Source organism: Janthinobacterium sp. PSPC1-1 (assembly GCF_049897625.1).
Taxonomy (GTDB): Bacteria; Pseudomonadota; Gammaproteobacteria; order Burkholderiales; family Burkholderiaceae_D; genus Janthinobacterium; species Janthinobacterium tructae.
Window position 1 is genome coordinate 495,779 of the sequence record NZ_JAFCWP010000003.1, and the last position, 11,752, is coordinate 507,530.

Sequence of the window (11,752 nt, forward strand, 5' to 3'; positions counted from 1 at the left end):
GTAATCCGACTTGCACAGCCAACAATGTTGTCGGATTACGGCCCGCAGGGCCTAATCCGACCTACGATTCTATTCACTTGAGTACCAGCTTCAGCGCCGGCTTCTCGCCATAATCTTCATAGCGCTCATTGATGCCGGCGATACAGAAGGTGATTTCTTCCAGCAAGTCCGGCACTTGCGCCTTCATTGCCTCTGCGTCCTGCACCACGATTTCCAGCACTTCGTTCGGTTTCAAACGGAACTGCGTCATGTTTTCGTCGTCGCGCAGATAGCTGAGGCAATCGACCCAGGCATCCATGCTGTTGCCGTAGAATTCAGGGAAACCGAAGGCTGGCACGCATTGCGCATGGAAGCTCGCTGCGTCGGTGATGTCTTTTCCATTCAGGATGGCAGTGGCCATGATCTTCCTCAGTTCTTCAGCGACAGCACATCTTGCATGTCGAACAGGCCGGTCGGCTTGTCGGCCAGGAAACGCGCGGCGCGCAGCGCGCCGTGGGCGTAGGTGACGCGGCTGCTCGACTTGTGGCTGATCTCGATGCGCTCGCCGATGCCGGCAAACAGCACCGTATGGTCGCCGACGATATCACCGCCGCGGATGGTGGCAAAGCCGATGGTCGACGGATCGCGTTCGCCCGTCACGCCTTCGCGTCCGTACACGGCGCACTCTTTCAAGTCGCGGCCCAGGGCGCCGGCCACCACTTCACCCATTTGCAGGGCGGTGCCCGATGGCGCGTCGACCTTGTGGCGGTGATGCGCTTCGATGATTTCAATGTCATAGCCTTCGGACAGGCTTTTCGCCGCCAGTTCCAGCAACTTCATGGTGACATTCACGCCCACGCTCATGTTCGGCGCGAACATGATGGCCGTTTTTTCGGCGGCGGCGGCAATCGCCGCCTTGCCCGCGTCATCGAAGCCGGTGGTGCCGATGATCATCTTGATGCCGTGCTCGGCGCAATACGCCAGGTGCTGCAAAGTGCCTTCGGGACGCGTGAAGTCGATCAGGTAATCGGCGCCGGCCAGGCCGGTGGCCAGATCGGACTCGATCAGCACGCCGGCCGGCTTGCCCAGGAAAGCGGCGGCGTCCTGGCCGACGGACGGTGAACCAGCGCGGTCGAGCGCACCGGCCAGCACGGCGTCGGGGGCGTTGCTGACGGCTTCGATCAGGATATGGCCCATGCGGCCACTGGCACCAGCGATGGCGATTTTCAGTTCAGTCATTTTATTCTCTTACAACAGCTTATTTGGTGGGTTCGGCAGCAGGTGCAGGCTCGGCGGCAGGCGCCGTTGCAGGTGCAGGTGCAACGTCAGGCTTGCTCACAGGAATGGCAGGAGCGGCATCGGCCGGCACGGGCACGGCGCTCGGCGCCACGGGCGACGGCACGGCGGCGGCAGGCACGTCGGCCTTGGCGACCTTGGCGAACGGCGACGGACCGGCGATGCGGTCGATGTATTCTTTCTCGGTCGGCAAGTTGCCGCCTTCGAAACGTGCCACCTTGCCTTCTTTATCAAAAAACACAACCACGCGGCTGCTGGTGGTTTCGCCACTGCCCCGGGCCAGGCGGAATGGATAATCCCAGCGGTCGGCATGGAAAATGTCGGTCAGCAGCGAGGTGCCGAGGACGAAACGTACCTGGTCGCGCGTCATGCCCACTTTCAACTGGGCCAGCATCTCTTCGGAGACAAAGTTGCCTTGTTGAATGTCAGGACGATACGGCGAGAAAAACCACATGAATTTTTGCAGCGGCGTAATGGTGGTCGTTTGTGCGCCCTGCTCAGGGACCACTTCCTTGCCTTCTTTTTGGCTGGCTGCCGGCTTTTCGCCAAGGATGCCGCGGCTGGCGCAGCCGGACATGACCAGCGCGACACAGACCATGCCTGCCACGACTGGTGCTCGAAATGAAATACGGTGCCAGAGAGATGGCAATACAGCCGGTGTTACGCGCATAAATGACCTCAATTGGATGAACAAAACGCCAGGAGTGACCGGCCTGCCAAAAAAATGCATATTTTGGCACTCCCCGACAAAACGCTATATGATAAAGCACCTGACCCACATACGAGCAACAAACATGAGTAACAATCCTAGTGATCTCAAGGCAAGCGGTCTGAAAGCCACCCTGCCACGCCTGAAGATACTCGATATCTTCCAGAGTAGCCCGGTACGCCACCTGACAGCAGAAGATGTCTATAAAATTCTGCTGGCCGACAATATGGATGTCGGTTTGGCAACTGTCTACCGTGTCCTGACGCAGTTTGAACAGGCAGGCTTGCTGAACCGCAACCATTTTGAAACCGGCAAGGCAATTTTCGAACTCAACGAAGGATCGCACCACGACCACCTGGTGTGCCTCGACTGTGGCCGGGTCGAAGAATTCTTCGACGAAGAGATCGAAATCCGCCAGCAAAAAGTGGCTGAAGAGCGCGGCTTCAAGATCGCCGAACACGCCCTGGCCATCTACGGCAACTGCATCAAGACGGCTTGCCCGCATAAAGCCGCCTGACGCTTGCCGGCCGCTCCCACGGGGCGGCTGGCGCAGCATGGAGCTGCATCAATGATGGCTGAGTGCGCTAGAGAGTAATTTAGCCGTGATATCGACGATCGGAATGACGCGCTCGTAGGCCATGCGCGTCGGTCCGATCACCCCCAACGTTCCCACGATCTTGCCGTTGACTTCATACGGCGCCGTCACCACGCTCATCTCATCCATCGGCACCAGGTTCGATTCGCCGCCGATGAAAATCTGCACGCCCGTCGCCTTGCTCGACACGTCGAGCAGCTGCATCAAGCCCGTTTTTTGCTCGAACATGTCGAACATCTGGCGCAGCGAATGCATATTCGATGACAGATCGCTCACGCTGAGCAAGTTGCGTTCGCCGGAAATTACCATGTCGTCGCTATGGTCGGCCATCGCTTCGCTGCCCGCTTCCACGGCCGCCTGCATCAGGCTGCCCATGTCGTCGCGCAGCTGGCGCAGTTCGCCCCGCAGGCGCACGCGCACGGCATCGAACGACAGGCCGCCATAGTTCTGGTTGATGTAATTGGCCGATTGCACCAGTTGCGCCGGCGTGTAATCAGCCTCCGTCAGCAATAAACGGTTCTGCACGTCGCCGCCCGGGGCAACGATGACGAGCAGGATGCGCTTTTCGGACAGGCGCAGAAATTCAATTTGCTGGAACACGGATTCGCGGCGCGGACTGAGCACGACGCCGGCAAACTGCGACAGCGACGACAGCATCTGCGCCGCGTTGGCGATGGTTTTCTGCGGCTGCGGCGTCTGCAGGCGCATGCGCGATTCCACCAGGTGCTCGTCCAGATGCCGGACGGTCAGCAAGGTGTCGACAAAGATGCGGTAGCCGCGCGGCGTGGGGATGCGTCCGGCCGAGGTGTGCGGACTGGACACATAACCGAGTTCTTCCAGATCAGCCATGATGTTGCGGATGGTGGCTGGCGACAGGTCCAGGCCGGAAATTTTCGACAGGGCGCGCGAACCAACCGGCAGGCCGTCGGCGATATAGCGCTCGACCAGGGCTTTCAGCAGTGTTTGGGCACGTGTATCGAGTTGCATGGTGTCTCAGGTAAGCAAATATTCTTTAAACAAGCATATTGTTAATCAAGCGGCAACGACAGCGGCCGAACGTGCAGTAACAGCACCTATTATGCACGTTCGCCCGTCCGGCGGCGATCAATCTTCCAGTTGCCCCTGCAGCCACAGCAGCAACTCGTCAAAGTTGGCACAGATGGCGTCGGGCTGCACACCGGCGGCCAGGTGGGCGTCGCTGCCCTTGCGGTTCATCCAGACGGCACGCATGCCCGCGCCTTGCGCTCCCGTCACGTCGAAATACAAATCGTCGCCGACATACACGGCCTCGCTCGGCGCCACGCCCAGCGCGGCGCAGCCGGCCAGGAAGATGCTGGCATCGGGCTTGGCCACGCCGAACTCGCTGGCGGCGATGGACACCTTGAAATGCTGCGCCAGGCCGATAATTTCAAGGTCCGCATTGCCATTCGAGATGGAGCCGAGCAGCATGCGCTGGCGCATCCAGGCCAGGCCAGGCAAGACGTCGTCATAGGGCTGGACGCGGTTGCGCGCGGCCAGGAAGTGCACGATGGCCTGCTCGACCAGGGCGGCATCCTCGCCGGCGGTCTCGAAGGCGGCCAGCAGGCCGGCGCGGCGCAACTCGATCAGGTTGCCATGGAAATGCGGTTGCGCATTGAGCATGGCCAGGCGGTGCTGGCGCAGCACCTCGATGGAAAACTGCTGCGCCACCCTGGGCGCATGCGTGGCCAGCCAGTCGTGCAGCAGGGTTTCGGCGGCGGCAATCACGGGCGCGATGGGCCACAAGGTATCGTCGAGATCGAACAGGATGGCCTTGGGCGGCACAGCGGGTTTTACAGGGGCAAGGGACATGGGACTCACGGTGGATGCCGCGCCACGATGCGCAGGCTGCATGTATTGTCGCACCGATCGCCGCCGCCGGCTTGGCTGCGTCCCGTGAAATGGGGCCGGGCCAGCGCTTCCCGGCGAAAAATTGTTACAGGGTGATACAAGGCAAGATCATTCGGCTTGCCAGATAGACTAAAATAGGCGCCATTCCAATGCGGCGCCAGCGTCCGCGTTGCGCTACCCAACCTAATTCGTTTTGGAGAATGTATGAAAAATTTGTACCTGCGCTCGATGCTGGCGGCGGCTTGCGCCGTCACACTGGCAGCTTGCGGCGGCAGCGGCGGCAACCTGTATCTGAGTGGCCAAGTCTCCAATCTGGCAAAGGATGGCCTGATTCTGCTGAATGATGGCGAACGCTTGTCCGTTCCTGCGGGCCAGTCCTCCTTTGTTTTCACCAAGCTGGTCAAGACCGATGACCGCTACGATATCACCATCGCGGAACAGCCAAAAGGCGCCGTTTGCAGCATTACCAATGGCAGCGGCAAGGCAACGAGCTATTCCGTGAGCACGACCGTGGTGAGCTGCACGACCAACACCTACCCGCTGAGCGGCAAGATCACGGGCCTGACCGCTGGCGGCTTGCGCCTGGTGATGGGCCCCAACGGCATTAGCCCCCTGGCTGGCACCGACTCCTACAAATTCGATTCGGTACCTGACGGCTACCCATACATTATTTCCATACTGCCTCCTCAGCCAACGGGTCTGAAGTGCCGCTTCCAGGGTTCCACCAGTGCCGACGGCAGCGATACGGTCGGCACGATGGGCTCTGCCCTCACGACCGCGGCCACACTCGACTGCACGCCGCAGTAATCCTTGCGATCCGTCACCTAATTTTTGGAGAAATACATGAAGTTATCCTGCCTGCGCCCACTCGCCGCGCTGCTGCTGACCCTGGGACTGGCCGCTTGCGGCGGCAAGGCATCGTATGATGTCAGCGGCACCGTCAGCAACTTGAACAATAATGGCCTGATCCTGGCCAATAGCGGAGAAGAGCTGCCGATTGCAGCCGGCCAGACCTCGTTTACCTTTAAAAAGCGCATCGACTATGGCACCGACTACAACATCACCTTCAAGCAACAACCGGCCCATATGACTTGCAGCATCAGTGGCGGCTCCGGTTCGGCTGGCCATTACATCAACATCAGCGCCGCTGTTTCTTGTTCACAAAATACGTATAGCGTGAGCGGCACGATTTCTGGTCTGACGGTAGACGGCTTGGTGCTGATTAACGGTAATGTAACAACCATAGTGGCCAAGGATGTCAAGACCTTTACCTTGAACGGCGCTGTCGCCGATGGCACCACCTATGGCGTCGGCGTCTCCACCCAGCCGAAGGGGCTGCTGTGCGTCGTACAGCCAGGCACAGGCGCTGGCACCATGGGCAGCGCCAACGTCACCAACGTACAGATCGCCTGTAATCCGGTCTGAGTTACGGGAACGGTAGCCGCCATGCGGCTACTGGGAAGAGATATCACGTAAATATATAATTGATATTCCAAAGATAAATTGGAGTTATATGTGGCGATGCAGCATAATGCATCTGTCTCCTCCAACTCTTCCAAGAATTGGATTTAGCCCGCTTTTACCAGCGGGCTTTTTTTTGCCCAAAATTTCTCAGGCGGCAGGCGTTTGCAAACCAGGCTGCAGCATGTGCACGATGCTGGAGAAATCCTGCTGCGCATAACCGGCTTGCGCATGCATCTGGTACAGCTGGCGCACCAGGCCGCCCAGTGGCGTGGGCGCGTTTGCCGACAAGGCCGACTGCTGCGCCAGGCCCAGGTCTTTCAGCATCAGCGCCGTGCCGAAGCCGCCCGTGTAATTGCGCGACGCGGGCGTGCCCTCCATGACGCCCGGCCACGGGTTGTACACTTCCAGGGTCCAGTTGCGGCCCGAGCTCTTGGCCATGATGTCGGACAACACTTTCGGGTCCAGGCCATGCGCCACGCCCAGGTTCAGCGCCTCGGCCGTACCGGCCATCAAAATGCCCAGCAGCATGTTGTTGCAAATCTTCGCCACCTGGCCCGCGCCCGCCTCGCCCGCATGGAAGATGTTCTTGCCCATCTTTTCCAGCAGGGGACGCGCCTGCTGCAAGGCCGCTACGCTGCCACCGACGATGAAGGTCAGGGTGCCGGCCGCCGCGCCTGCCGTGCCGCCCGAGACGGGCGCATCGATCATGGCAAAGCCACGCTCGCTGGCTGCCTGCGCCACCTGGCGCGCCACATCGGCGGCGATGGTGCTGCAATCGATGAACAGGGCGCCGGGCTTGGCCGAGTCGAGCACGCCGCCGGCGGCCAGGTACAGTTCCTGCACGTGCTTGTTGGCTGGCAGCATGGTGATGACGGCATCGGCCGTCTGCACGGCTGCGCTGGCGGATGCTGCCGCCGTAGCGCCTGCTTCGACCAGCGACGCCACTGCCGCTGGTGCCAGGTCGAACACGGAGACGTGGAAGCCAGCGGCCACCAGGTTGCGGGCCATCGGCGCGCCCATGTTGCCCAGGCCGATAAAAGCGATATGTTGCATATAATGTCTCCTGTAGCGCCTAAAAAAGCCCATGGCGTTGTTGCCTTGCCTAGTCGTACTGGTCGTACTGCCTTCGGCAAGGCGCCTAGCCCTGAGCATTTTTATGCACTACTTAAATGTTTAAATGGGTAGGTCGGCCAGCGGATGCGTGCTCCACGGCGCCGTGAAATATTCATTGAGATACGTGTCGCCGACCTCCGCCAGGCTGGCCGGCTGCCATTGCGGCGCATTGTCCTTGTCGATCAACAAGGCACGTACGCCTTCGCTGAAGTCCGCGTGGGCGCAGCATTGCACGGCAACAATGAGTTCCAGCTGGAACACTTGCGCCAAACTCAGGTGAAGAGTGCGCTCACGCATGGCCCACACCAGGGCGGCCGAAGTGGGCGCGCCCTTGCCCAGTGTATGGGCCGCCTTTTGCAGCCAGGCCGAATCCCCGTCATACGCGGCAATGGCGGCCACCACTTCGGGCAGAGTGGGCGCTTGCGTCAAGGCGGCGATGGCGTCGAAGTTGGCGCGCACTTCGGAGACGGGCAGCATGGACGCCGGGGCCGAGAAGCCACGCAGCAAACGGCTCAGCTGCTGGTGGTTCGCGGGCGCATCCACTTGCCATTGCGCCAGCGCCAGCGCGTCGAGCACCATGGCGCGCTCTTCCTGGCGCAGGAAATAATCACCGAGGCCCGCAAACAGCGCGTCGGCCGCGTTCATAGGCGCGCCCGTCAAGCCCAGGAACAAGCCGCTGCGCCCCGGCATGCGGCCCAGGAACCAGCTGCCGCCCACGTCCGGGAACAGGCCGATCGTAATTTCCGGCATGGCGATACGCGTGCTTTCCGTCACCACTTTGTGGCTGGCACCGGCCATCAGGCCCAGACCGCCGCCCATGACGATGCCGCCGCCCCACACCAGCAGCGGTTTCACATACGTATGGATGCGGTGGTCGAGCCGGTATTCCTCGGCAAAGAAAGCGAGCGCCTGCGGATTCGGTACGACGCCCGGCTGCTCGACCACGGCAGTGCGCAAGCTGCGCACGTCGCCGCCGGCACAGAAGGCCTTGTCGGTCGACGACTGCAGCACCACGCAGGCGATGGCATCGTCACCGGCCCAGCGCACCAGCGCGCTGTCGATGGCGCGGATCATCTCCAAGGTCAGCGCGTGCAGGGACTTCGGTGCGTCGAGGGTGATGACGCCCAGCTTCATGCCGCCGGGGCAGTCGCGTTCTTCTATCTTGACGGTCTCAACCAAGGTTTCAGCCATTGCGCCACTCCGCCGGACGTTTTTCCAGGAACGCTTGCACGCCCTCTTTCTGGTCTTGCGTATCGAACAGGCCCAGGAACAGGGTGCGTTCGTCGGGCAGGGAATTGACCAGCGGATGGCTGCGCGCGCCCTGGATCAGGGTCTTGCACGCCGTCACGCTGCTGGGGCTCTGGCGCGCCACCTTGGCGGCCAGCGCCAGCGCCGTGGCGGCGGCCTTGCCGGTAGGCACAACTTCCTCGACCAGGCCGATGGCCAGGGCCTTGGCCGCATCAACTCTTTCGCCACATAAAATCATGCGCTTGGCCCAGCCTTCGCCCACCAGCCACGGCAAATGCTGCGTGCCGCCCGCGCACGGCAGCAAGCCGACGGACGCTTCCGGCAAGGCCATCTGTGCGTGTTCTTCGGCGATGCGGATGTCGCAAGCGAGCGCGCATTCGAGCCCGCCGCCCATGGCATAGCCATTGATGGCGGCGATGCTGACGCCGCGAAACGCGGACAGCGCCTCGAACGCCTCGCCAAACGCGGCTGCCATGGCGAACGCCGTGTCCTTGTTACCGTCGGCAAACACTTTCAGATCGGCTCCCGCCGAGAAGAACTTGGCGCCGCCGCCCGTGATCACCAGCGCATACACGTCCGGGTCGGCATTCAGGTCGGCCACCAGCTGCGTCAGCGCGTTCAGGCTGGCCAGGGTCCACGTGTGGGCGGGCGGGTTGTCGAGGGTCACCAGGGCCGTGTGGCCACGGCGTTCCAGCAGCAGATTGGTATACACTTTGCTCATCGTAAGGTCTCCGTGGCGCCGTCTTTCAAAATCGCTCGCGCGACGATCAGGCGCATGATTTCATTCGTCCCTTCCAGGATCTGATGCACGCGCGTGTCGCGCACGTGGCGCTCAAGCGGGTACTCGCGGATGTAGCCGTAGCCGCCGTGCAATTGCAACGCATCATTGGCGACATTAAAACCCGCATCCGTGGCGAAACGCTTGGCCATGGCGCAATACGCGGTGGCGTCCGGGCTTTCCTGGTCCAGTTTCCAGGCCGCCAGGCGCACCATCTGGCGCGCCGCCACCAGCTCCGTCAGCATGTCGGCCAGCTTGAATTGCAAGGCCTGGAATTGCGCCAGCTCGCGGCCGAACTGCGTGCGCTCCTTCATGTACGCCTGCGCCCGCGTGAGGGCCGCTTGCGCCGTGCCCACCGAGCATACGGCGATGTTGATGCGCCCGCCATCGATGCCCTTCATGGCGATGGCAAAGCCTTCGCCTTCCGCGCCCAGCAAGTTGCCAACAGGCACTTTCACCTGGTCGAAGCTGATGATGCGCGTGGGCTGGCTGTTCCAGCCCATCTTTTCTTCTTTCTTGCCATACACGATGCCGGGCAAATTCGCCGGCACGGCAAACGCGGAAATCCCGGCCGCGCCTTCGCCGCCCGTGCGCGCCATGACGATCAGCATGTCCGTCTGGCCCGCGCCGGAGATAAACGCTTTCGTGCCGTCCAGCACATAAAAGTCGCCATCCTTGACGGCTTTCGTGCGCAAGGACGCCGCGTCGGAACCCGACTGCGGTTCCGTCAGGCAATAGCTGGCCAGCTTCTGACCGGCGGCCATAGCCGGCACCCACTCGTCGCACAGGGCTTCCTGGCCCCAGCGCGACAGCATCCAGGTGGCCATGTTGTGAATGGTGATGTAGGCCGTGGTGGAGGTGCAGCCGCCGGCCAGCTCCTCGAAGACGATGGCCGCATCCTGGCGCGACAGGCCCAGGCCGCCCCAGCGCTGCGGCGTGTACAGGCCGCAAAAGCCCATCTCACCCGCCTTGGCAATGGTTTCCACGGGGAAGATCGATTCCGCATCCCAATGCGCCGCGTGCGGCGCCAGTTCGCCTTCGGCAAACGCGCGCGCCGCCTGCTGAAACTGGCGCTGCTCGTCGCTCAATTCAAAGTCCATGCCGGCTCCTTACTTGAGGCTGATGGTGGTGTTGACCTTGCCCACCGAGGCCGCGTCCGTGAACCAGCGCTGGGTAATCGTTTGCGTCTGCGTGTAGAACAGCACGACTTGCTTGCCGAACGGACCCAGGTCGCCCAGCTTGGAGCCGCGCGAACCCGTAAAGCTGAACAGGGGGACGGGCACGGGAATGGGCACGTTGATGCCGACCTGGCCCACGTCGATTTCTTCCTGGAAATAACGTGCGGCCGCGCCGCTTTGCGTGAACAGCGCCGTGCCATTGCCGTTCGGATTCGCGTTCACCAGGGCAATCGCTTCATCGAGCGTGTCGACTTCGACGACGATCAATACCGGGCCAAAGATTTCCTGGTCATACACGACCATGCCGGGTTTCACGCCGGAGAGAATCGTCGGGCCGACGAAGTTACCGTTCGGATAGCCATCGACCTTCACGTCGCGGCCATCGAGGGTCAGCACGGCGCCCTGTTCGATGCCCTTGGCGACCAGGCTGAAGACGCGCTCTTTCGCCGCGCAGGAAATCACGGGGCCCAGGTCCGGATTATCCTTGCCCGCACCGACCGTCAGGGTTTGCGCCTTGGCAGACAACTCCGGCAGCCACTCGCGCGCCGCCCCCACCAGCACGGCGACAGACGCGGCCATACAGCGCTGGCCGGCCGCGCCGAAACCGGCGCCCAGCAACTGGTTCAGCGTCTGTTCTTTATTGGCGTCAGGCAAGACGACGGCGTGGTTCTTGGCGCCCATCATGCATTGCGCGCGCTTGCCGTTCAGGCTGGCGCGCTGGTACACATGCGTGCCCACTTTGCTCGATCCCACGAACGAGATGGCCTTGATGTCTGGATGGTCGCACAGGGCGTTGACCACGTCTTCGCCGCCGTGAATGACGTTCAGCACGCCAGCCGGGATGCCCGCTTGCAGGGCCAGACGCACGAGTTTTTCCGTCACCAGGGGATCTTGCTCCGATGGCTTCAACACGAAGGTATTGCCGCAGGCAATCGCCATCGGGAACATCCACAGGGGGATCATGGCGGGGAAGTTGAACGGGGTAATGCCGGCGCACACGCCCAGCGGCTGCATCACGCTGTAGGTGTCGACGCCGCCGGCCACGTTTTGCGCGTATTCGCCCATCTGCAGGGTGCCGATATTGGCGGCATGCTCGACCACTTCCAGGCCGCGGAACACGTCGCCTTCCGCGTCGAGCAGGGTCTTGCCCTGTTCCATCGTCAAGGTGGCGGCCAGGTCGGCCATGTTTTCGCGGATCAGTTGCTGCAATTTGAGGAAAATGCGCGCGCGGGCGCCGATCGGCGTCTTGCGCCAGGTTTTGAAGGCGCGCTGGGCCGAGGCGATGGCGGCATTGACTTCATCGGGCGTGGCAAACGGCACACGCGCCAGCACTTCCTGCGTGGCCGGGTTGACGACGTCGCGCCAGACGGTGGTTTGGGATTCAACCCACTCGCCGTTGATCAACAGTGGAACGGTCGGAATAGTAGTTTGCGTGGTCACTCGGTGTCTCCTGGTGTGGGTATAGGTCTGTTTGCATTATTCGCACAATCGTCGCCGCAAACAAGGCGTGAAAATGCGAGATA

The 11,752-nt window shown here is 61.7% G+C and carries 13 protein-coding genes; 3 read left to right on the forward strand and 10 right to left on the reverse strand.

The genetic code is table 11. The features are described 5' to 3' along the window. Window positions 1-73 precede the first annotated feature (73 nt). From ACP7EG_RS13315 to ACP7EG_RS13325, 3 genes are read right to left on the reverse strand one after another with little or no spacing between them, the layout of a single operon-like run. The gene (locus ACP7EG_RS13315; RefSeq protein WP_100874709.1) at window positions 74-400 is read right to left on the reverse strand and encodes a barstar family protein; all 327 of its coding nucleotides are present in this window, start codon (window positions 398-400) and stop codon (window positions 74-76) included. A gap of 8 nt (window positions 401-408) precedes the next feature. Beyond that, on the reverse strand, window positions 409-1,218 hold the full coding sequence (gene dapB, locus ACP7EG_RS13320) for a 4-hydroxy-tetrahydrodipicolinate reductase (protein ID WP_092711959.1): 810 nt from the start codon (window positions 1,216-1,218) through the stop codon (window positions 409-411). 19 nt (window positions 1,219-1,237) lie between these two features. After that, a complete protein-coding gene (locus ACP7EG_RS13325; RefSeq protein ID WP_426088062.1) occupies window positions 1,238-1,873 on the reverse strand; it encodes an outer membrane protein assembly factor BamE in 636 nt (211 codons plus the stop codon). 196 nt (window positions 1,874-2,069) lie between these two features. Between ACP7EG_RS13325 and fur the strand changes: the two genes are divergently transcribed. After that, on the forward strand, window positions 2,070-2,501 hold the full coding sequence (gene fur, locus ACP7EG_RS13330) for a ferric iron uptake transcriptional regulator (RefSeq protein WP_096238086.1): 432 nt from the start codon (window positions 2,070-2,072) through the stop codon (window positions 2,499-2,501). Window positions 2,502-2,549: 48 nt separating this feature from the next. Here the strand turns inward: fur and hrcA are convergent, their stop codons facing one another. Continuing rightward, entirely contained in the window at window positions 2,550-3,566 is a 1,017-nt protein-coding gene (gene hrcA / locus ACP7EG_RS13335; RefSeq protein ID WP_071075245.1) for a heat-inducible transcriptional repressor HrcA, read from the reverse strand. Window positions 3,567-3,683: 117 nt separating this feature from the next. Further along, window positions 3,684-4,409, reverse strand: a complete 726-nt coding sequence (locus tag ACP7EG_RS13340; RefSeq protein WP_426087971.1) for an HAD family hydrolase — start codon at window positions 4,407-4,409, stop codon at window positions 3,684-3,686. 243 nt (window positions 4,410-4,652) lie between these two features. Between ACP7EG_RS13340 and ACP7EG_RS13345 the strand changes: the two genes are divergently transcribed. Together ACP7EG_RS13345 and ACP7EG_RS13350 are read left to right on the forward strand one after the other, a co-directional pair. Beyond that, window positions 4,653-5,255, forward strand: a complete 603-nt coding sequence (locus ACP7EG_RS13345; RefSeq protein WP_426087972.1) for a hypothetical protein — start codon at window positions 4,653-4,655, stop codon at window positions 5,253-5,255. A gap of 36 nt (window positions 5,256-5,291) precedes the next feature. Further along, window positions 5,292-5,873 (forward strand): hypothetical protein, encoded by a 582-nt coding sequence (locus tag ACP7EG_RS13350; RefSeq protein ID WP_426087973.1) that lies wholly within the window; start codon window positions 5,292-5,294, stop codon window positions 5,871-5,873. A gap of 186 nt (window positions 5,874-6,059) precedes the next feature. Here the strand turns inward: ACP7EG_RS13350 and mmsB are convergent, their stop codons facing one another. From mmsB to ACP7EG_RS13375, 5 genes are read right to left on the reverse strand one after another with little or no spacing between them, the layout of a single operon-like run. Beyond that, window positions 6,060-7,064: a 3-hydroxyisobutyrate dehydrogenase gene (gene mmsB, locus ACP7EG_RS13355; protein WP_426087974.1), complete on the reverse strand. Its 1,005-nt coding sequence runs from the start codon at window positions 7,062-7,064 to the stop codon at window positions 6,060-6,062. Between the two features lie 21 nt (window positions 7,065-7,085). Beyond that, the gene (locus ACP7EG_RS13360; protein WP_426087975.1) at window positions 7,086-8,216 is read right to left on the reverse strand and encodes an enoyl-CoA hydratase/isomerase family protein; all 1,131 of its coding nucleotides are present in this window, start codon (window positions 8,214-8,216) and stop codon (window positions 7,086-7,088) included. Next, complete coding sequence (locus ACP7EG_RS13365) at window positions 8,209-8,994, reverse strand: enoyl-CoA hydratase (RefSeq protein WP_099403951.1); 786 nt, start codon at window positions 8,992-8,994, stop codon at window positions 8,209-8,211. The genes ACP7EG_RS13360 and ACP7EG_RS13365 overlap by 8 nt, the downstream gene beginning before the upstream one ends. Then, a complete protein-coding gene (locus ACP7EG_RS13370) occupies window positions 8,991-10,151 on the reverse strand; it encodes an acyl-CoA dehydrogenase family protein (RefSeq protein WP_426087976.1) in 1,161 nt (386 codons plus the stop codon). The genes ACP7EG_RS13365 and ACP7EG_RS13370 overlap by 4 nt, the downstream gene beginning before the upstream one ends. Before the next feature lie 9 nt (window positions 10,152-10,160). Beyond that, on the reverse strand, window positions 10,161-11,669 hold the full coding sequence (locus tag ACP7EG_RS13375) for a CoA-acylating methylmalonate-semialdehyde dehydrogenase (protein WP_099761914.1): 1,509 nt from the start codon (window positions 11,667-11,669) through the stop codon (window positions 10,161-10,163). Between the last annotated feature and the right edge of the window lie 83 nt (window positions 11,670-11,752).